The organism is Hallella sp. (assembly GCF_037460745.1).
GTDB classification, from domain to species: Bacteria; Bacteroidota; Bacteroidia; order Bacteroidales; family Bacteroidaceae; genus Prevotella; species Prevotella faecis.
Window position 1 is genome coordinate 1 of sequence record NZ_JAXVAE010000062.1, and the last position, 24,137, is coordinate 24,137.

A 24,137-nucleotide genomic window follows, 5' to 3' on the forward strand; every position below is an offset into this window, starting at 1 on the left:
CACTTTATTTGATGAATTTTAATAACTATGCGATTTTATCGCATCAGTACTAATCTGTTATCTTTTTTGCGACATCGACCTTACCTTTTATATATATACGCATTGCCTCAAGTTGTTTGTCGCGATTGTCTATTTCTAGTCGAAGGCGTTTTTCGTTCAGTTCTTTTTCCATTTTGTTCCTTTTCTTTTTGCTATCGAAATAAAAGAGGATCGCAACTAACATTCCCGTCAATATTACTATTGCTAAAATAAGGAGCCAGCAGTTTCTATTTGCTCTTTCCTGCATGGAATGTCGATCTTTTTCCATTTGGACAGAGGCTAAGTAGTAATTGTTTGTTGATTTTGCAGCCTCTTCATATGTCGTTTCGAGATAATAATAGGTGGAATCCGTTAAGTTCTTTGCTGATATTAAATTATTGTTTTTAAATGCAATACTGCTCAACAAATAGAATAGTGTGTATTTTTCTTTTGTGTCAGTAGCCTTAACGGTTTGCAGGATTTTTGACGCTTGCTCAATGGAATCTACGTCTATTAATGCTTCGGCAAGCGATAATTTTCTAGAGACGGAAGATGTTCTTCCCCACTGATATGCCTTTAAGGCTGAATTGTAGGAACTGTCATTTTCCCCCATAATTTTGTAGAAAACAGACAAGTCTTGATAGACATCCGATACAACTGCGCTATCAGTGAATGCGCGTGCCATAGAAAGGACTCCTTGGCCCCTACGAATTACTTTGCTTATACTCTCGACATAAGATAAGCATTCGCATTGATTTAACAAGAGATAGACCTTATTGGCCATTGGCTGGCCTGTGCTCTTGGGGAATAATGCCACGGCCAAATTAGCCAATTTCAAGGCTTTTTCGGGATCTGACAGCCGATATATTTTTGACATTTTCTCCAAAGCCATACACTCCAAATTATAATTCTTGGAAGCATGAGCTGCTTTCCATGAGTTTTCTAAACATCCAATAGCTTTCTCCACACTATCATTAAGCAAGTAGTATTTGCCCATATAATACTCGCACCTTGCATAAAGGGTATCAGTAGGATGGTCTTTGAACCAACCAGAAGCTATTCCGATGAGAGAGTCGCTGTAAATGTCGATGCCTGATTTGTCCTGGGCTAGCGTATAGACTAATGAAAACTTTGCTTGGTCTTCCTTTGATAGATTTGCCCTGTTAATTTGGTTCAACAGCACCAAGGCACTATCTGCCTTTTGATGCTCTGCGCAGAACAAGGCCTGAGATATGCGGGTGGTGTCATTACCTCCACATGACACGAAACACAATAGCATGACCCATACGAAAATGGGCTCATAAGAAATGAAGTCCTTCATTGTTTCATATTTTTCTTTGCAAAAATACTGTTATTTTATTTATTAGCAAAGGAATAGTAGTCTAAATCATTGTCTACATAAAAATGTGTATCTGTTTGTAAACAAGAGAGTTAGATGCATGCATGAATAACGTGAGGTCTACAACCTTAAAAAGGTTGATGACTGCTATTCACTTTAGAAGGTCTTCAAGCAGTAATCTGTAAAAATGAGACAAGGAAGTTTCCTTCTTGTTATCAGTGTGACTGTCAGACCATCATTGTGGCGTGATTGGGAGCTTCACCGCAAAGCGCGGAACTTATTGATTGTCCAGGCGTAGGCTTGGGCGGTGCGAGCGTCCATGTGGTCGAAGTGGCCGCCTTCGTTCCATTGGAGCGTGGTGTTGTTTGGGCCGAGTTGTTGCTCCAACAGTTGCTGTTCGAAGCGGATGTTGGCGCCAACGCGTGCCATCGAGAGGTTGCGCACATGCTCCTCCTTGCGGCCAATGCTCAGGTAGGCCACCTTAGAAAGGATGGGGTGAGAACTGGCAAACGTTTGCCAACCATCGATCCACACCGAGGGAGAGGCGGCCGCTATGCCGGTGAACACGTCGGTTTGTGTGGCAGCCCACAGAGAGAAGAGGGCAGCCAGGGAATAGCCGCCCAGAACGACGGGTAGGTCGCCAAACCGCTGTTGCAACACGGGCAACAGGCGGTGGGTAATAAACCGTAGCGTTTCTTCGGCGTGATGGCCCACCTCCTCGCGCCGCGAGATGGCGTCGTCGTGCCAAGGCGACATCTGCAAATGCCAGTCGTCGATCTTGAAGGCAGCCATGACGAAGGGGTGCGGTGTGTGTTGGGCTATCAGCGACACCTCGTGGCCGATGGTGCCCACCTCCTTCCGCTCAAGCGGTTGGATGAGTAACGCCACGGGATTGTCGTGCACGTAAAGGTCTACTGCGATGTCGAGGTTGTCGAGGGTAAGGTGTTTCATTCTTCCTTGATGATGTTTCCTTCAGCCTGTTGGGCGTATGATAGGCATGCGTCGGTGTGGTCGTTGATGATGCCGATGGCTTGCAAGAACGAGTAGATAATGATGGATCCCACATATTTGAATCCACGTTTCTTCATGTCCTTGGCCACAAGGTCGGAGAGGGCGTTGCGGGTGCATTCCTTGTTTTGGTGACTGGGGTAGCGCCACGTCTGTCGGTTCGTGAAATGCCAGATGTACAGGTCGAAGCTACCAAACTCCTGAGCCACCTGCAAGAAAGCCTTGGCGTTGTAGACCATGGCCTGTACCTTGCGCGGCGAACGAATCATGCCCTTGGTGTTGAGGATGCGGTTGATGTCCTCCTCGGTGAACCGTGACACACGCTCCGGGTCGAAACCTGCGAAGCATTGGCGGAACACCTCGCGGCGCTCGAGCATCATGAGCCATGACAGGCCACACGACATGCTCTCCATGACAAGCATCTCGAAGAGGCGGTGCTCGTCGTGAAGCGGCACGCCCCATTCCTCATCATGGTACTTCTCAAGCAGGGCGTTGCCTACAGCCCACAAGCAGCGGGGAGGGTACTGCATGTGCTTCATGTCGTGGCCGCCCCATGTGGTCATGTTGACGAAGCGGAATCCCAAGGCCACGTACAATCGCTCGGCCCACGGATGCGTCAGGTCGACCAGCAGTCCTACGGGTTGGCGTCGACCATGACGCCGTATCAGTTCGAGCATCAAGGCCGACGCGATGCCTTGCTTGCGGTACTCGGGGTTCACGGCCAGCGTGTCGACGTAGTATTCGCCCGCCTGCGTTTCATCGAGTATGCCCGAGAAGTCGCGGTCCATCTGCTCCTTGATCGTTTCGAGGAAAGCCCGTCGCAACGAATGCAAGTGGGCGCCATCATATCCGATGATGACGCCGGCGATGTCGCCCTTCGGCGTCTTGGCAACCAGTGCGTTGCGGTAACTGTACTGGCTGTCGTCACGAGCCACTAGGCCCGTCATCATCTGTCGGAACTCGTCCAGCGTGTGGTGGGGCCCGGCAAAGTGTTGGCAACAATCCTCGTCCATGGCCATCATGATGAGCGGGGCAATGCTGGGCGCCTGGTCGGGCGTTGCGGGTTCTATATGGTATTTCATGGTTGAAGTGAATGGGGCGGTTCGCCTATGTTGTTGTTCGCCACTAATCGTAGTGGTCTGGGAGATGGTAGGGGCTTGCGCACCTTAGTAAGACGCGGTGCAGGGGAAGCCTGCGGCCACCACTCGGTCGCGTATGCTGTCGAGCTCCTCGTGGGTAGCCTTGCATAAGTTGTGGTCGGGGGTCTCGCGGTCGATGGTGTAAACCATCACGCCTTGGGGCTTGATGGCCTTCACGGCTTCCAACCACGGCTCCACATATAGGTCGCTTGTGTTGTCGACCGACACCGTCTGGCCTTTGCGGTCGACGGTTGTTCCCTTCATAAACATGGTCTGTATGATGACGTGGCCATTGAAAAGCTTCATGTTCTCAATCACCTTCTTCACGTCGTAGCTCGGTTGGGCGGGGCGGTCGGTCAACTGGATGTAGTCGGCGTCGACCGTGTCGAGTTTCAGAATGTTATTGTCCACTTTCATCAAGGCCTGCCGTGTCTGTTCGTGACCTATAAACGTGGAATTGCTCAGCACGCTGATCTTCGCGTCGGGGCACCACTTGTCGCGCAAACGGATGGTGTCGTCGATGATTTCGGGGAAATGGGGATTGCTGGTGGGCTCACCGTTTCCGGCAAACGTCAGCACATCGGGGTGCTCACCATCGTTGTGCATCTTTTCCAGTTGGCGAGCCAAAGCCTCGGCCACCTCCTCGCGTGAGGGGTGGTGGGTATGGGTGTGATGATCCTTGTTGAAACCGCATTCGCAATAAATGCAGTCGAAAGTGCAAATCTTACCGTCGGCCGGCATCAGGTTGATGCCTAAGCTCAGTCCCAAGCGGCGGCTGTGAACGGGTCCATAGATGGGACTTGGGAAAATGATAGTGCTCATGATTCTTGTTTGGCTTATAATGGGTTTCGGATGACCTTCCCGGAGGGCGTGGCCCATCCTTCGACCTGCAAAGATACAGATAATTATCTGAGGATTGAAGTTAACACACGTTAAACTCTCTTGTTTGTGACATTTTTTTTGTTACTTTGCATGCAAATTTGGGTTATTATAGCCATTTGAAAATGGGACATAAACGAAAAAAGGCCAGTAGGCGCTCTATACGCCTGCAATCGGTCACGCTTTGTATTAGCACCGCTCTGGTGCTTATCCTCTTGGGACTGGTTGTTTTCTCCACATTGCTGGGGCGCAACTTGTCGTCATACGTCAAGGAAAATTTGGTGGTCACCATGATGCTCGAGCAGGACATGACCGACACCGAGGCGCAGACCATGTGCCGCGGCTTGGCCAAGCGCCCTTACATCAAGAGCATCCATTTCATCAGTAAGACGCAGGCTTTGAAAGAGGCTACCAAGGAGATGGGTACCGACCCGTCGGAGTTTACCGATGGTGTCAATCCGCTTCCGTCGTCGGTCGACCTCACGTTGAAGAGCGATTATGCCAACAACGACTCGTTGAAGTGGATAGCCAAGGAGCTTAAGCAATATCCGAAAGTGTCGGAGATCAACTATCAGCGCGACCTCGTTGAGGCGGTGAACCGCAACCTCACGAAGATCGGCTTGGTGCTGCTCGTCCTGGCGGTGCTGCTCACCTTCGTGTCGTTCTCGCTGATCAACAACACCGTGCGCTTGGGGATCTATGCGCGTCGCTTCTCCATTCACACCATGAAACTGGTGGGAGCGTCGTGGGGCTTCATCCGTTGGCCATTCCTTCGTCGCGCCATCGCCACAGGCATGTTGGCAGCTATCTTGGCGTGTGCAGTGCTGGGTGGCGGCATGTATCTGCTCTATTGCTACGAGCCCGACGTGCTGACCGTCATCTCATGGGAGGAGATGGCCATCACCGCCATTGCTGTGTTCCTCTTTGGAATCATTATAACCGCCATGTGTGCCTGCATTTCCGTCAACAAGTTCCTGAAGATGAAGGCTGGCGAACTCTATAAAATTTAATTTATCATTCAAATAAATCGCGAGAGGGGAGCGGTCCTAAGCGGTTCCGCCAGTTGAGCATTGGTGGAATCCCGTGTGGCTCGGCCGCCTTTCGTAAAGTTGAAATTCTAACTATGGATAGAAGAAATTTAGCATTCGACCGTACCAACTTCATTTTGTTGGCCATCGGTTTCGCTATCGTAGTCATCGGTTTTATCCTGATGAGCGGTCCGTCATCGACCGAGGAAGCGTTCAATCCCGACATCTTTAGCGCACGTCGCATTAAGGTGGCTCCCGTGGTGTGCTTCGTGGGATTCGTCTCTATGATCTATGCCATTGTGCGCAAGCCCAAGGACAATGGTGCCGACAAGCAACTCGACGAACAAAAGAAGGAGGATTAATAAGGTATGAACGAACTTCAAGCTATTCTCTTAGGTATCATCCAGGGTCTTACGGAGTATTTGCCCGTCAGTAGCAGTGGTCACCTGACCATTGTGTCGTCGTTCATGGATGTGGAAGGAGCCGACAACCTGGCGTTTACCGTTGCCGTTCATGTGGCTACGGTGTTGAGCACGTTGGTTATCTTCTGGAAGCAGATTGTGTGGATATTCCGCGACCTCTTTAAGTTCTCTTGGAACGAGGGCACACGCTACGCAGCGCTCATTGCCCTGTCGATGATTCCCGTGGGTATCGTTGGTGTGTTCTTCAAAGATGTGGTGGAGGAGATTTTCGGATCAGGCTTGCTCATCGTGGGCATCATGCTTCTGTTGACCGCAGCCCTGCTCTCCTTCTCTTATTTCGCCAAACCCCGACAGAAGGAAAAAATTAGTTTCAAGGACGCTTTCGTCATTGGCTTGGCCCAGGCTTGCGCCGTGATGCCCGGTCTGTCGCGTTCAGGAAGCACCATCGCCACAGGCTTGTTGCTCGGCGACAAGAAGGAGAAGCTGGCACAGTTCTCTTTCCTCATGGTCATCCCTCCCATTTTGGGCGAGGCTTTGCTCGACGTGATTAAGATGATGAAGGGCGGCGTGGCCACCGTTATGGGCGACATCCCTTTGTCGTCGCTCATCGTTGGATTCATCGCTGCGTTTATCTTCGGATGCCTGGCCTGCCGTTGGATGGTCGACATCGTGAAGCGCGGCAAGCTCATCTACTTCGCTGTGTATTGCGCAGTGGTAGGTCTCGGCGTCATCATATTTAGCATCCTCTAATCCTCCAGCGAGTCAACGAATGCAAATGGACTTCATACAAGGCGAGATCATCGCCATCGACAAGCCCTATCGCATGTCGAGTTTCGGAGCGTTGGCCCACATACGCTACCTGCTTTCCAAATATTTGGGCAAGAAGGTGAAGGTGGGTCACGCAGGAACGCTCGACCCTTTGGCCACTGGTGTGCTCGTTCTATGCACGGGGCGATGCACCAAGCGTATTGAGGAATTGCAGAGCCACACCAAGGAATACACCGCCACCCTTCAGTTGGGTGCCACCACCGATAGCTACGACTGCGAGCACACCGTGAACCACACCTACCCCTGGCGCCACATTACCAAGGAGTTGGTGCTCGAGACTCTTCCGCAATTTGTGGGCGACATTGATCAGGTGCCACCCACATATAGCGCTTGCAAGGTGGATGGTGCGCGTGCGTACCAGCTTCGTCGCAATGGCGAGCAGGTGGAGTTGCAGCCCAAGCGCGTCCGCATCGATGAGATAGAGCTCACCGATTTCGACGCCGAGCAACATCGCATATCCATCCGCGTGGTCTGCGGCAAGGGTACCTACATCCGTGCTTTGGCCCGTGATCTGGGTAGAGCCATGGGAAGCGGCGCGTACCTCACCGACCTGAGGCGCACGCGAGTGGGTGATTTCACGGTCGACAACTGCATCAGCTTCGACCACTTCTGTGAGTGGTTGGCAGAGCAAGACGTGGTGATGCCGAAGCAAGAGGAGAAAAAACACAATCGGGTGGAAGGCAAAAAGCCCATTGGCTAACATCCCTACACCTATCAAATAATAACGTTCGTCGTGCCCACTTGTAGCCCAATGGGGCGCGATGTTTATGTTTTTAAGTTCAAACTTCAAAGAAAAAATGAAACTGTCACAATTCAGGTTTAAGTTGCCCCAAGAGCAGATTGCTATGTATCCGCATAGTCTTGTTCGTGAGTTTACCAACGACGACGGCTCCAAGGAGTCGTTCCGCGTAACGCGTCGCGACGAGGCTCGTCTGATGGTGCTGCATCGCACCACGGGCGAGATCGAGATGTTCAAGAAGGATGAGAAGGGCAACCCCATTGAGGGCAAATACATAGAGTTCCGCGATATCTTGGATTATTTTGACGAGGGCGACACGTTCGTCATGAACGACACAAAGGTTTTCCCCGCTCGTCTCTATGGAACCAAGGAGAAGACCGACGCCAAGATCGAGGTGTTCATCCTTCGTGAACTCAACGAGGAGACCCACCTGTGGGACGTGCTCGTGGAGCCGGCGCGTAAGATTCGCATTGGCAACAAGTTGTTCTTCGACGAGGTAGGCACCATGGTGGCTGAGGTTTACGACAACACCACGAGCCGTGGCCGTTCGCTGCGCTTCCTTTACGACTGCTCGCACGAACAGTTCAAGGAGGAGTTGTTTTCGTTGGGCGAGATGCCGTTGCCCGATTACGTGCTCAACGGTCGTCCTGCCGATCCCACCATGAGCAACATGCATGTCCACTCACATGCCACGGAAGACGATGTCACCGACTTCCAGTGTGTGTTTGCCAAGCACGAGGGAGCCGTCACCGCACCTGCCACTGGCTTGCATTTCAGTCGTGAGCTGATGAAGCGCATGGAGATCAAGGGTGTGAACGCTGCCTATATCACCTTGCATTGCGGTTTGGGCAACTTCTCGCAGATTGAGGTGGAAGACCTGACCAAGCACAAGATGGACTCTGAGCAGATGCAGATCACCAAGGAGGCGTGCGACCTCGTGAACCAGACCAAACTTTCGGGACACCGTGTGTGCGCCATCGGAACGAGCGTGGCCAAGGCCACCGAGACCGCTGTGGGCACCGACGGCTTGCTCAAGGAGTATGATGGCTGGACCAGCAAGTTTATCTTCCCACCCTACGACTTTGGCTTGGCCAACTGCATGGTGGCCAATTTCTTCCATCCTGAGTCGACCCTCATGATGTCGACGGCTGCCTTTGGAGGTTATGATGCCGTAATGGAGTGCTACGACAAGGCACTTAAGAATGGCTACATGTTTGGTTGCTTCGGCGACAGTCTGCTCATTATCGACTAAGGCGCATGCCTTTTTCGATGAATCTTAAACTTCTGGCTATGTTGCATCACGTTTATTTCAGCATCGGCTCCAACATCGGCAACCGCAAACGCCTGGTTCGTGAGGCCATCGCCTTGCTCAACGAGCGAGTGGGCGAGGTGGAGCGGCAGTCGTCGTTGTTGGAGACGGAGCCGTGGGGCTTCACGTCGCCCAATAAGTTTATTAACGCCTGCGTGTGTTGCCTTACAACCCAGACGCCGCGCCAATTGCTGGCCATCACACAGAACATTGAGCGCGAGATGGGACGCACGATGAAGACTACCGATGGGCAGTATCACGATCGCGTCATCGATATCGACATCTTGTTGTACGACGACCTCAGTGTTGACGAGCCCGACTTGGTCATTCCCCATCCTCGCATGCGGGAGCGTGAGTTTGTCATGGTGCCGTTGCGCGAGATTCTCGACAATGTTTAACCCAAATCGGTCATTAGACCGAAATTGGTGGGTTGTTAGGACTTTATGGATTCTCGTAAGTTGGACATTAGACCGAAACAAGTGGATTGTTAGGATTTAAGCACTAACAAGAATTGGAATCTAATGTCCGATTTGGCATAAAAAGAGCCGCATCACCTTGATGGTAATGCGGCTCTTTCAATTTCTTTCTATTGAGCGGCAGGCTTTGCGCCTGTGCTGCTTACTTACGCAGACCGAGGGCCTTCACGATGGCACGGTAGCGGTTGATGTCGCGCTCCTTCAGATAAGTGAGCAGACGACGACGCTTACCGACGAGCTGAGTCAGTGAACGAGTAGTCACATAGTCCTTGTGGTTAGCCTTGACGTGCTCAGTCAGGTGCTTGATGCGATAGGTGAACAGAGCGATCTGGCTCTCTGCAGAACCTGTGTCTGTTGTTGACTTGCCATACTGGCCGAAGATCTCTTCCTTCTTCTCTGAGTTAAGATACATGTTGTTTGTTGATTAATAATGGTTGCATCATTAACATCTGTTGGTCGCTCTATGGCCTTAATCAAAACCGTTGGCAACCGCAAATGCTCCGGTATTTCCGAAAATGCGGTGCAAAGGTACAACTTTTCATTCATTCACACAAGCCTTTCGATTATTTTTAGTAATTTTGCACGCAAATAAATATAGCTATTTTTTAAGGTAAATCAATGCAAGACATTCGTAACATCGCAGTTATTGCGCACGTTGACCATGGTAAGACTACCTTGGTCGACAAGATGATGCTCGCTGGAAAACTGTTCCGTGACGGCCAGGACAACAGCGGCGAAGTGCTCGATTCCAATGATTTGGAGCGCGAACGAGGGATAACCATTTTGTCGAAGAACGTCTCCATCAACTGGAAGGGCGTCAAAATCAATATTCTCGATACTCCGGGCCACTCCGATTTCGGTGGTGAGGTGGAGCGCGTGTTGAACATGGCCGATGGTTGTTTGCTGCTTGTCGACGCATTCGAGGGTCCGATGCCGCAGACGCGTTTCGTGTTGCAGAAAGCCTTGCAGATTGGTTTGAAGCCCATCGTGGTGGTCAACAAGGTCGACAAGCCCAACTGCCGCCCGGAGGCCGTGTACGAGATGGTGTTCGACCTGATGTGCGACCTCAACGCCACCGAGGACCAGCTCGATTTCACCGTGGTCTATGGTTCGGCCAAGAACGGATGGATGGGCCCCGATTTCAATAAGCCCACCGACAACATCGACTATCTGCTCGATAAGATAGTGGAGGTTATTCCGGCTCCTAAGCAGCTCGAAGGCACTCCGCAGATGCTTATCACCTCGCTCGATTATAGCAACTATACCGGCCGTATCGCTGTGGGCCGCGTGCATCGTGGCAAGCTCACCGATGGCATGAACATCGTTATTTGCCACCGCGACGGCACCCAGGAGCGCACCAAGATCAAGGAGCTCCATACCTTTGAGGGCATCGGCCACAAGCGTGTCGATAGCGTGGAGAGTGGCGATATCTGTGCCGTTGTAGGCTTGGAGCGCTTCGAGATTGGCGATACCATCGCCGACTTTGAGAACCCTGAGCCGCTGCCTCCCATCGCCGTCGACGAGCCCACGATGAGCATGCTGTTCACCATTAACGACTCGCCTTTCTTCGGACGTGAGGGTAAGTTCTGCACATCGCGCCAGATTAACGACCGTTTGCAGCGCGAGCTTGAGAAGAACATCGCCCTTCGCGTGGAGCCTTTTGAGGATTCTACCGATAAGTGGATTGTGAAGGGCCGTGGCGTGCTCCACCTCTCTGTGCTCATCGAGACCATGCGTCGTGAGGGTTACGAGTTGCAGGTAGGCCAGCCGCAAGTTATCTATAAGGAGATCGACGGTCAGAAGTGCGAGCCTGTTGAGGAGCTCGATATCAATGTGCCGCAAGACTATTCGTCAAAGATGGTCGACATGGTGACACGCCGTAAGGGTGACCTCACGGGTATGGACACCGAGGGCGACCGCGTCAACATCACGTTCGACATTCCTTCGCGTGGTATCATTGGTCTGCGTACCAATGTGCTCACCGCTTCGCAAGGCGAGGCCATCATGGCTCACCGCTATAAGGAGTATCAGCCCTATAAGGGCGAGATTGTGCGTCGTACCAACGGTTCCATGATTTCCATGGACGGTGGAACGGCCTACGCTTATGCCATCGATAAGTTGCAGGATCGCGGTAAGTTCTTTATCGATCCGGGTGAGGAGGTTTACCCAGGCGAGGTAGTGGGCGAGCACGTCCACGACAACGACTTGGTCATCAATGTGTGCAAGGCCAAGCAGCTCACCAACGTGCGTGCCTCTGGTTCTGATGACAAGGCTCACATCGTGCCGAAGACCGTCATGAGTTTGGAGGAATGCCTCGAGTATATCAAGGCCGACGAGTATGTGGAGGTCACACCGAAGAGCATCCGCATGCGTAAGATCATCCTCGACCACCTCGAGCGCAAGCGTTCCAACAAGGAGTAATGATTCATTCCGCTATAAGCGAATGATGGTGCGGGCAATGGCTTTTGGGTCATTGCCCGCATTTTTGTGGTATGCTCGGCATGGGCATTGTTTAACCCCAATCGGTCATTAGACCGAAATAGGAAGATTATTAAGAGATTATTGTTTCTTTCCAACTCTTGTCAGCGTTTCTTTCGGCATCTTGCTTCCATTCGCGTTTCGCCATAGCCCGCTATGGCTTCAACGAGAATGTCGCAACCTGCTCGAAACAAACACTAACAAGAATTGAAATCTAATGGCCGATTTGGGTTTAACGGATGAAATTTGCGCATAGCCATCACCTCGATGTTCTTGGGCTTGCGCAGCGTAAAATCAATGAATAACCTGTGTTGAAAGAGAACGTTCGTCCCGCCATCCCGTCCATAGAGCGATGCATTCTGTCTGATGTTTTGGTGCAAAAGTTGTGTGGCGTTTTTCGTTGAACCAGCCACAGAAATGGTCTTTTTTCGCGCTTGTCATCCCCATTTTACGCCGCGCGCCCACCGTTAGGCATCTTTCGTTTTGCGATACCTACCTAACCCCATTTCGAAAGGCCATGTTTTGAGGCTCGAAAGACCATGTATCGACTCTCGGTTAGGCATGTTTTGCAACACAAAAGGTTAAGCAAAAAGTTACGATTCTTTCCTTTGTTTGATAACCTGTTGTAAATCAATCGATTGTGTAATTGCGATGAGAATCGCATATTTCCGTCCAATCCTTCCGTCGTTGCTACCAATGATGTAGATTTCACTATAGATTGTTGCCATAATTCGCATTTGGCTCCCACACCATGAGGCCCATCCAACCATCGTGGTGATTTGCGTTTCGATTCGCCTCCCATTTCCTTTGAACAACATGCAAATGACAGTTGTGTTCACACGAGTTTCACATGCGAATCGCTTTGAAAAAAAGAAGCGGCAATTAGCCTTGTTGATCTATGTAACAAGCAGGTCCTATTTCGTAGGTCTTGTCAGTTGTGCCCCACCTATGTAAAGTGCTGCTACAATTTGAATGGCAAGATGGTTGTTTAGCGAAACAAATAGTTGCGCAATTAAAATAATCTTGTTACTTTTGCAGAAAGTGGACGATATTTGTCATTACTCAGTGGTAGCCTTTTTATCCACAAAGAGTAACCTTTTTATAATAATGAGATCACAAACCGCATGAAAAGTTCAGATACAATCATTACAAGCACACAAAACACACGTGTGAAGAAACTTATCTTGTTGCAACAGAAGTCGGCCGAGCGACGCAAGGCTGGTCTGTTTGTGGTGGAAGGGCGGCGCGAGCTGTTGCATTGTCTCCACTCAGGCTACGAGATCGACACCTTGTTTTATTGTCCACAGTTGCTTTTCGTGGCGGGCGAGGATGGTGAATTGAGGCGTGTGATCGCCGCCAACCCTTCGTTGGAGGTGTCTGCCGAGGTATATGAGCGCATCGCCTATCGTGGTTCTACCGAGGGCGTGGTGGCCCAGATGAAGGTGAAAACAATGGCGTTGGCCGACCTGCAGTTGCCCGACAACCCCTTGCTGATTGTGCTCGAGCGTGTGGAGAAACCCGGCAATCTGGGTGCTGTGCTTCGCTCGGCCGATGCGGCGGCTGCCGATGCCGTGATTGTTTGCGATCCGCTTACCGACCTTTATAACCCCAACCTCATTCGTTCGAGCATTGGCGCCATCTTCACCGTGCCCACCGTGGCGTGCTCATCGGTCGATTGCATCGCCTTCTTGAAGGAGCGTGGCATACGTATCCTCACAGCCCAGCTGCAAGACTCGCATCTCTATTATGATACCGACATGCGCCGAGGCACCGCTTTGGTCATGGGCACTGAGGCCACCGGTCTGACCGAGCCTTGGCGCCAGGCCGCCGACGCCCACATACGCATCCCTATGAAAGGGCAGCTCGACTCGCTCAATGTGTCGGTCAGCGCAGCTATTCTCCTTTTTGAGGCTGTGCGCCAACGGGAGGAATAAGCCTCTCCACACTTCCCATCTCGGGGAAGCGCACTTGCAAGGCCCGCGCCTTTTCCAATGTTTTGCTGATGAAGCGGGCATGTTCCTCCGATTCAGGATGGAAGGGCCGATGCGCCAGGGCCTCACGGATGGGGCGCCATTCGCGCAGGAATGTTTGGGTTTGGGGGGAGAAATAAGCCTCTCCAAACCGTTCGAAGATGTAGTCGATGGCCTGTGGAGTGGGGTGGAGCATGTCCTCGCCATAGAAACGATAGTCGCGTAGCTCGTCGAGCACGATCTCGTACGACGGGAAATAAGCAGGCGCCAACGCCGATTGTTCTTGCTGCATTTTTTCGATGGCGAGCAGCAAGGTGGCCTTCGAGAGTTGCGAGCCGTGGTAGCCATATTTGCGATAGCGGATGGGCGACACCGTGAAAATGAAGCGCACTCGTGGGTAGCGGCTATGGATGAGCTTCATGGTTTGTGTGAGGTGGGTGGCACATTGTTCCACCGTGAGCACCTGCTCGTCGAACAGGCGTTGCGGCCGCTTTTGGCAATTGTCCACAATCTCGCCCGTGGCTTTAAGCACATACACATGGTTGGTGCCCAGGGTGAAGACGCAGGTGCCCGTCTCTCCCTCTGTAAAAGGCATCCGCCCCTCGTGCAACAGGCGTTCCACGGTGTGGCGAATGCTTACCGGGTTATACATCACCCCGTAGGGATTCACCACCGTTCGGAAGCGTTCACGGCTGAAGCGTTGCCCCATATTGTCGGCGAAGCATGAGCCCACAAACAACATGCGTTCGCATGGCGCGATGGTCCACGGCGATTGGGGAATGTCGATGGGTGTTCTGAAATCCATGGTTCTCTTTAGCTTCTTGAAACCTGCATGCCCTTGTGGCTCAGCGTCATGTCCACAAAGCGAGCGTTGGCGTTGCTGGGATGGTTGTTGAGGAGGGTCTTGATGCGCGCCGCCGCCTCAGGATCCTTGGCCACCATGTAGAGGTAACCGCCTCCGCCTGCCCCCGGCAACTTATAGCCCAGACACAGGTCGTCGACGAGCTCGGTGATGCGTTGGCACTCGTCGGGGTTGGTGCCACTGTCGAGCGCTTGGTTTTGTTGCCACGTCTTGCGCACCAATCGTCCCATGGTCTCAAAGTCCTCGCGCTGAATGGCCTCGTACATGGTCATGGCATGCGCCTTCATGTCGCGTAGGATCGACAACTCTTCGTGCTGGTTGAGGAACATGCGTCTCACGATCTCCGCCAAGATGGTCTTGGCTGTTCGTCTGATGCCCGTGTAGTATAATAGGTGGCAAGCCTGGTATTCGGGTTGGGTGAAGATGCCCGTAGGCAACCACCTGACGACGGGGTCCTGATGGAATCCCGCCTGCGTTTGCAGCAGTTTCACGCCGTGCAGCAATCCGCCAAACTGGTCTTGCCATCCTCCGCCAGTGGTGAGCAGTTGTTCGAGTGTCAGCGTGCGGTGCCCAATCTCCGCCTTGTCCCATCCCAGTCCGCAAAACTCGTTGAGCGCTCCCAGAACGGTGGCGGCCAGCACGCTGCTGGTGCCCAGTCCCGAACCGGCAGGGATGGCCGAGAGCAACGTCACCTCGATGCCACACCCAAAGGCGTGCAACTGGTCGGCTAAGGACTGATAGGGCTCTGCGCAAAACTCGGGCAGGAAGCCGCAGAGCGCCAATGCCGCCTTGGGGATGGAGAAGGGGCTTCCCACTTGGTTGAAGGCCCCCAACTGTTCGTAGGTTGTCACCACCTCCGACGCACCCAGGTCGATGCTGCGCAGCACGATGCGAGGCTCCTTGCAAGGCTTCACGTAGGTCTGTATGGGTTGTTGGCCATTGAGCTCAATGGCCAGGTTGATCACGTTTCCTCCCTCCATGAGGCAGTAGGGCGGCGTGTCGGTCCATCCGCCGGCAATGTCGATGCGCACAGGCGAGCGCCCCCAAACTATCTGGTCGTCGTAGGCCACCTTGTGTGGCGCCACCCGGCTGTTGGCCAATGTGTCGGTCAGGCCCTCGCGAAGCAGCGCAAACGCCTTGCGCTCCATCGTGGCCTTCAGGGCGTCGTTGGTGGCGATCGCCGATTGGAACATGGCATCGCTGATGCGTCGCATCAATGGCTCATTGTTGCCGATGGGCGTGGGAGCGGGTATGTGGTATTGGCGAAACTCGCGTGCCGCGTCGTCGAGGTCGAGTTGGTAGAACACGCTGTGTTCGTGGTTTTTGGCAAGTGTCAGCCAGTTCTTGGCGCGGAATTGCTGCCGTTGCAGGCAGAGTCGGTGCAGGTTGGCTTGCGTGGATATTTGTTCGGCCGATAGCCACCCGCCAACCACCGTGTTGTCGCCGTTCATATAGGCGTTGAGCGCCGCTGCGTTGGGCAGCAGGGGGAAGCGTGGGGTGGTTTGTTCATTGCCGGCAAACTTATCGTAGAAGCCGTAGCGGCGCACACACCAAGCCTCCTCGCCGATGGGCACAAAGTCGATACACTCATTGGGTTTCAGGCTTACCGCCCAATCGTTTTCGGGCGCACCCGTCACAATGTTGTTGTGGCTCAGCTCCCATCGGGCACCCACATGGCTGTTCTCCACCCACACGTTCTTGTTGCTGTCAGTGAAGGGCCTCAGCGTAATGGTGTTTTGCACGAAGATGCTGGGGCAGGGCTTCATGGAGTGGTGGAGTATGTGGCGCTGGTCGTTCACCAGGTTCTGAATGGCCACGGTCGACGAGAGCAACTCGTGGGAGGTGCCGAAGTGGTAGAATTCGCCACCGGGCAGGGGCAGGATGGCCACCTTCAGCTGCGCCACCTCATCGTCGTGCTGGCTGGGGTGGGTGCCCAGGCCGCATCCGAAGGTGCCGTAGAGGTCATATTCCGTTACCTTGCCGTTGTGGGTGGAGTGGTGGGTGAGCACCTCAATGGCCTTGTCCGACAAGAGCCATACGCCGATGTCGGTGAGGTAGAAATGGTCTTTCTGCAATCGGTTGAGCGTGTCGACCGATGGCTTTTGCAACATACACTCGAGCGCCGTGGGGTCTTTGCGGGTGCTCACAAACACGCCATGATCCTTGGCAATCTCCGGTCCAAGCCACAAGCCATAGCACACCACGTCGGCCTCGGGGATGGGTTGCAGGGGTTGGGTGGCGCGAATATACACGTCACCGCTCACAATCATCGTGCGAAGGCTCTTGGGCGCACTGTCCATGATGCGCTCGTAGAGCGGCAGTTGCAGTTGCAGGAGGTTCTGTGAGAGCCGTTGCCCGCGCTCCCAGCGAAACACGGGGATGGGCGTCAGAATCTTGCCCGAGGGAGCGTAGGCCGGTAACCGTCGGCTCTGGCCGCCCGCATGGAGCAGCAACAGACGCTCGTCGGCTTTTTTGCCGTGAGCCTTCCAATACTCCATGAGCAAGTGTACCGATCCACCACCCGAGCCCAATTTGTGGCCGATGGGGTCGTGGGTGCAAAACCATTCGTCTTTTGGGTAGCCCGTAATATCGTGGAAGCATCCCACCAGGTTGGGAGGGAGCGACAAGAGTTTCTGCATGTTCAGTGTGTTTTTTTAGGGATGGGGTTACGTTGTTCCATTTGCAAAAGTACATATTTATTTGGTTATCATGGCATTTTGTGTTACTTTTGCGCTAAATAAATTTTATCCATGAGTAGCAACCAAGACGGATTGTTCAAAAAAGAAGGCGTAGGCATTCTCGTGCCTTTCGCCATGATAACCCTCTGCTTTGCCATGTGGGGCTTTGCCAACGATGTTACCAGCCCGATGGTGAAGTCGTTTGGCCTAATCTTCCAGATGAGCACGTTTGAGAGCAGTTTTGTGCAGGTGGCCTTCTACCTGGGCTATTTCTGCATGGCCCTTCCCGCCGCCCTGTTCATTCGGTGTTTCTCGTTCAAGGCGGGCGTGGTGATGGGGCTTGCGCTCTATGCGTTGGGCGTGTTGGCCTTTGTGCCCGCCCGGTCCACGGGAACGTTCATGGCCTTTCTCCCCGCCTATTTCGTCATGACGTGCGGCTTGTCGTTCCTCGAAACCAGTTGCAACCCCTATGTTTATGCCATGGGGTCCGAGTCGACGGGCACGCGCCGCCTCAATTTCGCGCAAGCGTTCAATCCCGTTGGCGCGCTCATGGGCGCCATGGTGGCCCTTACCTACGTTTCGGGCAGCTTGGACCCCACCGATGGCGCCACGCGGCGCCAGCTTCTTATGGCCGATCCCTTGCGGTTCGACGCCATCAAGGCCCACGACCTCGACATCCTGGTGCAGCCTTATCTCTATACAGGCCTGGTCATCTTAGCGGTGTTGGCCGCCGTAGTGCTCACCCGCATGCCCAGCACCGACGGCACCTGCGATCGTAAGGGCGTGGTGTCGGTGTTTGTTCAACTGCTCCGCACGAAGAACTATCGTGAGGGTGTTGTGGCACAGTTCTTCTATGTGGGAGCGCAAACCGTGTGTTGGACCTACCTCATGCATTATGGCCACCACGTGTTCTACGACCTTGAGGGGCTTGGCGAGGCCGAGGCCCAGCAGCTCACCACCCACTATTACTTAGCCGCCTTGGCCCTGTTTGCCGTGGGGCGCTTCGTCTGCACCTGGCTCCTGACGCGCGTCGAGGCGGGGCGCCTGCTGGCCGTGCTGGCCCTGGCCGCCATCGGTTGCCTGGTGGGCGTAATCCTCATCGAGGGCAGGGTGGGCCTGTGGTGCCTCGTGGCCGTGTCGGGATGCATGAGCCTGATGTTCCCCACCATCTATGGCATGGCCCTTACGGGCGTTCGCCACCATCTGGAGTTTGCCGGGGCAGGCTTGGTGATGAGCATTCTGGGAGGCAGCGTCGTGCCCCTGCTGCAAGCCGCCATGATGGATAGCCACACCGTTATCATGGGACTGACAAGCGTCCATTACTCGTTTGCCGTTCCCCTTGTGTGCTTCGCCGTGGTGGCGCGTTACGGACTGATGCGCCGCCACCGCCACCCCAAAGCGTAGCCTGCGCCGTGGTTACCGAGGAGAGAGCGTGGAAGGACCATTGGCGCCTATGGCGGCGCCGCTGATGGAGAGCGTGGCGCTACGGCTACCGTTGTAGAAATCCACATGCGTTTCAGTTCCGTCGAGTTTCAGGTTGGGGTTCCAATAGAGTGTGCGGCGATAGTCTTTCGTGCTCGGCAATGGCGTTTGGCTATAGTCGGGATGGTAAAACTCGTCGGGCATGGTGAACCCATGGAGCACGATACGCCTGTCGCGCATGGTGTAACGTGTGGCATCCTGGGGCATCATGTCGTAATCGACCACCACGTCGGCACTCTTGCTGTTCATCTCCGGATGGTCGTCCTCGCGTAGACTGAAGTCGGTGTAGAACTTCGCTGTTTGCAGGCGCTTCAACTTGAGGTCCTTAAACACGGCCCAGTTGCTGCGTGTAACGGGTGAGGCATCCGATTGTTCCTTGTTGGGAACGTAAGTGCGATAGAAGAGATAACGGTCGAGACGCGCATCGACTAAGAACATTTGCTTCGCGTTGTAATTGCCCATCAGCATGATGCTCATCTGCAAGGGCAGGCGTCGGAAGTTTACCTTTCCATACGACAGGCCATAATCGGTCAGCAGGTTATACAGTTCCACGGCGTCGTATTGGCAGGCGGGCTTGCTCCAAATAATGGCGTGTTTGCTCTTCCTGCGGCGTGCCTTCACGTTCAACTCGTTCAGTTCGGTTCCCGCATATTCCACAGAGTCGGTATCTTCATAGGTCTCTTCCCATTGGCTTGCGGGTTGATGGGTTTGGTAAAATGAGTATTTCGATGCAAAAACGGGATAGAAGAGGTCGCGCTTGACGTAGTATTCGGGCCATGCGTCTTCGTTGAACACGTCGTAATCGTCCAGTTTCTTCTTTTTCTTCTTGGAGATGTTGTCGCCGTATGCGCCCATCATCAGGATGGCGTCGCCATAGAACGGCTCCAGGCTAAAGGCGTAATGGCCTCCCTTGTCGGTGCGTTGCTCCACCTGCCAAACGTCGGTTCCCATCACCACCTCGCCTTTTACGACCACTTCTTTCTTCAGCGAGCCATGGTCCACCCCGTGCTCCGCATCGGTTTGGTTGGTGGCTTCGGGCTCTTGGTCGCCACGTTCGTCGGTTGCGGTGTTCGATACCACTTCGGCTCTTTGGGTCTTATTGTTATCCGTTGGTTCGCCATACTTCTCCTGTTCGGCGAGATAAGTCATGCCTTCGCCATTGCTAAACCTTTCCGAGTATTTGCCAAATTCGCCCGCTTCGCCGCTGGCGTTAATGGCGTCGAGCGTCCAGCCGAATATGCCCATGCGCCACCAGGGCATTTCTTCGGGCTCGATGGGATGGCTCGATGGGGTGGAGTAGACGTGACCTTCCACGGTCATGGCCGTCTCGGGTTGATAGCGCAGGGGCTTGTCGGCAAGGATATCCTTGACGTCATAACGCCTCCATCCCTGCACCATGAGCAGCAAGTCAAGGCGTGCCCGATGGGTGCTGTCGTCTGCTTCGAAATAGTAGTCGGGGTTGGCTACGAAGCCTTTCAGGTCGCTCGACAGAAGCAGGTCGGTCAGAATGTTGCCCGTGTCGTAGGTGGGGGTGTCGTAGCTGTTGTCTCTGACGGCCAGGCTCATGGTCTTGATGTTGGCGGGAGCCTGTAGCTTCAAGCTGATTTTCTCGTAAGGACCGTATTCTTTTTTAAGACCTTCGACCGTTATCTGTTGTTTGTTGAGGTCATGATGATCAACGAAGAACAATCTGTCGGCCAACACTTGGCCCTCTTGGGTCATCACCACAAGATCGTTGACGCCCGTTGGCAACTTGCTGGTGTTGAGGCGAAGCGACGCTGCGCCTGTTGCGTCGAGGTTGATGTCGTGGTAGTATCTCAGTTCGCCACGGCATAGAATGGCTATGGTTAGTGCCGGCGCATTGAGTCCCACGGCTTGCAGTTGCAGCTGGTCTTGGTTGAGATGGATGGCTATTCCTTGCGGTTGGGCCACTGGCAAGTCGAACGAATACGACTTTCCCTTATAGTTGAACACCACTTTCTCCGATGCGTCTTGGTTGCTGTTGAGCGAGAATACGCCGCGTCCCAAGTGGTTGGCCACGATGGATTGCTGTCCCAGGCTGCCCATGAGGTTCACTCCCTCGCCCAGTTCGTTGGTTGCTTCGAAGGCTATGCGCTGCGAGGTGCCCGCAATGCGGTTGCCGCCTTCGGGGAAGAATGCCACGTTCAACTGTGGTTTCGGCACCTTTCGAGCTCGCTGGCGAGGCCGGGGAACAATGCTCTTCAAGGAGTAATCGCCTGCCTGAAGAGGTCTTTCGTAGATGGGCACGACGCGCGAATACAGACTTCCGTATTCGCGAAAGAAGTCGGCGGCCATCTTCCGGTTGTAGAATTCTTCGCGGTAAATGCGGTTGTACGACTTTTCCGTTACGTTGAAGTTGAGCATCCAACGTGTATAGGCTCGGAACTCGTAGTAGCCCGAGTAGAGTGAGTCGGTGAGCGCAAAGTTGCCCGCCTCATAGCCATCGGCCGACACGATGAGCTGCTGGCGCTCCACCACAAAGCCGTCGGGCGACACCAGTTCCACGTAGACGATGCGGCTCATATCGGTGGGTGTGAGGTCGTTGGCTTTCACCACGTATGCCTTATACCAGAGCGTGTCGCCCATGAAATAGCTTGTGTTGTCGAGGTGCAGATACACCTTCTCCTGTATGGGTGCCTTCTCCAAGCGTCCTTTGAGGCTGTTGTCTTGCGCTTGCATGCATAGGGGCATACACAACAAGCCCATGAGTAATCTGAAGATACATTTGTTCATAATGGAGCTGATATGCGTTTGTATCTTGTTGGCGGTTATTGTGAAACCACCACATGTCCATTCTCGGTGATTCCTTCTGCCGAATAGTACAAGTCGTGGCAAGTGCTGTTGGCCAAGACCTCGAACGACACCTTGCCGTTGGCGTCTGTTGTCAAGTTGGGCTCCCAGAGGAGCGTTCGGCGGAAATCTTCGTTGGGTATGATGCCCATTAGCTCTCTGTCTTCGTAGGTCTCGGGGTAGGTAAGGCCGTGGAACCATGTGGTGCGCAGTCCATTGGGCTTTTTGCGATAATAGCGGCCTTGAGGGTTTTGGTACACAAAGATCTTTATGGCGTTGGGGCCAACCTGCTGGGCGCGCCAATCGTTGATGTCGGCGTTGGCTGTTGTTACGAGCACCTTGCTCACCTCATCCATATAGAAAGGAAAAGCGTAGGGAACCACGGCGCCATCTCTCTCGCTTTCTATGTTGTTGGGGTTGTCGGGCTTCCTTATTCTTCTTGATACGCCCGTGGCGCAAGCAAAGCGATTGTTTACAAACCACATGATGGGGCGACGCCCATAGGTCAGGCCTGTGTCGTAATAGTTGTATTGGTCTTTGATGTAAGGCATGTAGCCCGACACGTTGTCGCTTCCTTTGAGCTGAGGCAGTTTGCCCTTCAGGTATTCTACCAGCGTGGGCATGGACATGCCTTTGTCGAGCAGTTGGTCGACCTCATCGCCTGGACGGAATATCAGGTCGGCCGTATTCATCTTGCCCTGATAACTCTCCCAATAGCTCTTTTTCTGCCAGCGCTTGGCCGTTACCAACAGTTGGCGCAGCACATGTATGCTGTCGGTGCTCAGCGTGAGGTCGCCACGGTCGATGGCGTCTTGTAGGTTGATGGGCGGCACGGGGAGTTGTATGGGTTGCCTCTCTTGAGGGTCGAGGGCGCGTGGTTTGGGCGAGAAGTTGCGGCTTACGCCAACGTAGTAGCCTTGCAGCTTGTCTTCCTTGCTGGTCTTCACGTACATGGTCCAGCCATTGCCCCAACAGTCGGGCACGGTGAAGCGGTAACGTCCTCGGCTATCGGTCTTGGTGTATCCCTTGAGAGCATCGCCATCAGCATTGTTGAGCACCAGTGTGAGGTCGATGCCTTCCACGGGCTGTTTCTTCTTGGTGCGGTAAATCTGTCCGTTGAGAATCATCTGTCTCTCAATGGGATAGTCGAAGGCGAAGTTTTTCTTGCCCTCCATCATTTGGAAGTCGTAGCGGCGCCATCCCTGCACCAGCATCAGCAAGTCGGCTGCTTGACGATGCTCATTGTCGTCGCTCTCGAGATAGTAGGCTGCATGGTTGATGTAGCCTTTCAGGTCGCTGCTTAGCAACAGCCATGAGGCGGCGTTTTGGTTCCATTCGCTTATCTGGCTGCCTGCGTCTCTCACGGCGAGCGAGAAGGTGGTGTTGGGCAATGTGGTGGCCGACATCTTGATGGTGCGCCCTGTCACGCTGTCCATGGCGATGTGGATGGGGGCCACCTTGGTATGGGGATAGCCGAAGAGCATGCGCGAGGCGAGTATCTGCCCGTGCTCGCCGATGACGGTTAGTTGCGACACACCTTCTTTCATCTGCCTACGTGGCACCGAGAGGGTGAGGGGCTTGTCGCCCAACGTGTGTTCCTCGCAAAAGTAAACCTTTCCGTTGTTCATCAGCGTCACGCCAACAGTCTGCCCTTGCCAGTCTGCTGTGGCTGATAGTTGGATGGGTATTTGGCTCTTTTGCATCATGTCGACGCTGAGTGCCACGCCTGATGTCTCGGCGGCAGGGAGAGGGATGTTGGCGCTGCGCCCGTTGTCGCATACAACGTACAGCGTGCAGGGCGAGTCGTTTGGCGTCACAAACACCATGCCGCGCCCATCGTTGTTGGTCTGTGTGCGCATCAGCGTCTGCGTGCCCTGTTTCAGCGTGCAGGCAGCTTTCAGCCGTTGCCCTTGCTGGTCCAGCAACTCGAAGGCCACCCGGGTTTTGAAACCTTTGATCAAATGGCCGCCCTCGGGATAAAACTTGGCGTTGATGTTGTGCTTCAGGCCTTCTGACTTGTCGCGATTGCTGGGCACGTCGGTCGCCCTGGGTGTCCAGAGCCTGGGATTGCTGTAATCTCCTTCTTTCGCGGGTTTTTCAAAGACGGGTATGGTTCGGGAGAATATGGCGTCCTTGCCCCAGTTGAGCATGTAGCGTGTGTAGGCGCGGATCTCAAAGAAACCACCGCGGAGGATGTCATCGAGTTTGATTTGCCCCATGCCCACACCATGATTCAGCTTCACCTTCACTTGTTTTTCCATTTCGCCTGTCGTGTTGTAGAGCTCCACGTAGGCAATGTTGCTGCGCCCGCCCAGCGAGTCGTTGCTGCTGCAAACTTGGTAAACCTTGAACCACAAGGTCTCGCCGATAAAATAGCCTGTGTTGTCGAGATGAAGGTATAGCTTTTCTTGCGGAAACACATGGTTGAACTTTCCCACAATCTTCGTGAAGTAACTGATGCTGTCGTTCTCCGCGGCGTGGATGGGGAAGAGCGATACCATGAAAAAAAGTATGGTGGTCAGGCTTCTGAGCCTGTAGGTCTTGTGTTGTTTCATGGTTGTTTCGTTTTAGAGGGTATTTGTCAGATGGGTCCCAGCCTTCAAGATGACTTTTACTTACAATAGCAAAGCTAAAAAAAAACATGGAAAACGCAAGCGTTCTCGCGATTTAT

At 53.6% G+C, this 24,137-nt stretch carries 18 protein-coding genes; 9 read left to right on the forward strand and 9 right to left on the reverse strand.

Going from position 1 to position 24,137, the window contains the following annotated elements:
• Positions 1-49 precede the first annotated feature (49 nt).
• From WKK33_RS02365 to WKK33_RS02380, 4 genes are all read right to left on the reverse strand, one after another.
• Entirely contained in the window at positions 50-1,339 is a 1,290-nt protein-coding gene (locus WKK33_RS02365) for a hypothetical protein (RefSeq protein ID WP_337932310.1), read from the reverse strand.
• A 276-nt stretch (positions 1,340-1,615) separates the two neighbouring features.
• A complete protein-coding gene (locus WKK33_RS02370; protein WP_337932312.1) occupies positions 1,616-2,308 on the reverse strand; it encodes an alpha/beta hydrolase-fold protein in 693 nt (230 codons plus the stop codon).
• Entirely contained in the window at positions 2,305-3,447 is a 1,143-nt protein-coding gene (locus WKK33_RS02375) for a GNAT family N-acetyltransferase (protein ID WP_321105420.1), read from the reverse strand. Before WKK33_RS02375 ends, WKK33_RS02370 begins: the two co-directional genes overlap by 4 nt.
• Positions 3,448-3,531: 84 nt before the next feature.
• Positions 3,532-4,326, reverse strand: a complete 795-nt coding sequence (locus WKK33_RS02380; protein WP_337932315.1) for a radical SAM protein — start codon at positions 4,324-4,326, stop codon at positions 3,532-3,534.
• A 182-nt stretch (positions 4,327-4,508) separates the two neighbouring features.
• Between WKK33_RS02380 and WKK33_RS02385 the strand changes: the two genes are divergently transcribed.
• The 6 genes from WKK33_RS02385 (at position 4,509) to folK (ending at position 9,107) form a co-directional block, all read left to right on the forward strand.
• Entirely contained in the window at positions 4,509-5,393 is an 885-nt protein-coding gene (locus tag WKK33_RS02385; RefSeq protein ID WP_215759342.1) for a permease-like cell division protein FtsX, read from the forward strand.
• 113 nt (positions 5,394-5,506) lie between these two features.
• Positions 5,507-5,773, forward strand: coding sequence for a DUF3098 domain-containing protein (locus tag WKK33_RS02390; protein ID WP_215759341.1), 267 nt, complete (start codon positions 5,507-5,509; stop codon positions 5,771-5,773).
• 6 nt (positions 5,774-5,779) lie between these two features.
• Entirely contained in the window at positions 5,780-6,583 is an 804-nt protein-coding gene (locus WKK33_RS02395) for an undecaprenyl-diphosphate phosphatase (RefSeq protein ID WP_337468320.1), read from the forward strand.
• A gap of 25 nt (positions 6,584-6,608) precedes the next feature.
• A complete protein-coding gene (gene truB, locus WKK33_RS02400; protein ID WP_215759339.1) occupies positions 6,609-7,361 on the forward strand; it encodes a tRNA pseudouridine(55) synthase TruB in 753 nt (250 codons plus the stop codon).
• Between the two features lie 97 nt (positions 7,362-7,458).
• Positions 7,459-8,652: a tRNA preQ1(34) S-adenosylmethionine ribosyltransferase-isomerase QueA gene (gene queA / locus WKK33_RS02405; RefSeq protein WP_215759338.1), complete on the forward strand. Its 1,194-nt coding sequence runs from the start codon at positions 7,459-7,461 to the stop codon at positions 8,650-8,652.
• Between the two features lie 38 nt (positions 8,653-8,690).
• Complete coding sequence (folK, locus tag WKK33_RS02410) at positions 8,691-9,107, forward strand: 2-amino-4-hydroxy-6-hydroxymethyldihydropteridine diphosphokinase (RefSeq protein ID WP_215759337.1); 417 nt, start codon at positions 8,691-8,693, stop codon at positions 9,105-9,107.
• A gap of 220 nt (positions 9,108-9,327) precedes the next feature.
• Here the strand turns inward: folK and rpsO are convergent, their stop codons facing one another.
• On the reverse strand, positions 9,328-9,597 hold the full coding sequence (rpsO, locus tag WKK33_RS02415; RefSeq protein WP_215759336.1) for a 30S ribosomal protein S15: 270 nt from the start codon (positions 9,595-9,597) through the stop codon (positions 9,328-9,330).
• Positions 9,598-9,803: 206 nt separating this feature from the next.
• Between rpsO and typA the strand changes: the two genes are divergently transcribed.
• Positions 9,804-11,606: a translational GTPase TypA gene (typA, locus tag WKK33_RS02420; RefSeq protein WP_287768227.1), complete on the forward strand. Its 1,803-nt coding sequence runs from the start codon at positions 9,804-9,806 to the stop codon at positions 11,604-11,606.
• Positions 11,607-12,787: 1,181 nt separating this feature from the next.
• Positions 12,788-13,597: an RNA methyltransferase gene (locus WKK33_RS02425; RefSeq protein ID WP_337932317.1), complete on the forward strand. Its 810-nt coding sequence runs from the start codon at positions 12,788-12,790 to the stop codon at positions 13,595-13,597.
• On the opposite strand, the gene WKK33_RS02430 is transcribed toward WKK33_RS02425, so the two are convergent.
• Together WKK33_RS02430 and WKK33_RS02435 are read right to left on the reverse strand one after the other, a co-directional pair.
• Positions 13,557-14,438, reverse strand: a complete 882-nt coding sequence (locus tag WKK33_RS02430) for a GSCFA domain-containing protein (RefSeq protein WP_309438067.1) — start codon at positions 14,436-14,438, stop codon at positions 13,557-13,559. The genes WKK33_RS02425 and WKK33_RS02430 overlap by 41 nt on opposite strands.
• An 8-nt stretch (positions 14,439-14,446) precedes the next feature.
• Entirely contained in the window at positions 14,447-17,134 is a 2,688-nt protein-coding gene (locus WKK33_RS02435) for a bifunctional fucokinase/fucose-1-phosphate guanylyltransferase (protein ID WP_337932318.1), read from the reverse strand.
• A gap of 111 nt (positions 17,135-17,245) precedes the next feature.
• On the opposite strand from WKK33_RS02435, the gene fucP reads away from it, so the two are divergent.
• Positions 17,246-18,577 carry an L-fucose:H+ symporter permease gene (gene fucP, locus WKK33_RS02440; RefSeq protein ID WP_337932319.1) on the forward strand — a complete coding sequence of 444 codons (1,332 nt, stop codon included), beginning with the start codon at positions 17,246-17,248 and terminating at the stop codon, positions 18,575-18,577.
• Positions 18,578-18,589: 12 nt separating this feature from the next.
• Here the strand turns inward: fucP and WKK33_RS02445 are convergent, their stop codons facing one another.
• On the reverse strand, positions 18,590-21,409 hold the full coding sequence (locus tag WKK33_RS02445) for a hypothetical protein (protein WP_337932320.1): 2,820 nt from the start codon (positions 21,407-21,409) through the stop codon (positions 18,590-18,592).
• 35 nt (positions 21,410-21,444) lie between these two features.
• Positions 21,445-24,021 (reverse strand): hypothetical protein, encoded by a 2,577-nt coding sequence (locus WKK33_RS02450; protein WP_337932321.1) that lies wholly within the window; start codon positions 24,019-24,021, stop codon positions 21,445-21,447.
• Between the last annotated feature and the right edge of the window lie 116 nt (positions 24,022-24,137).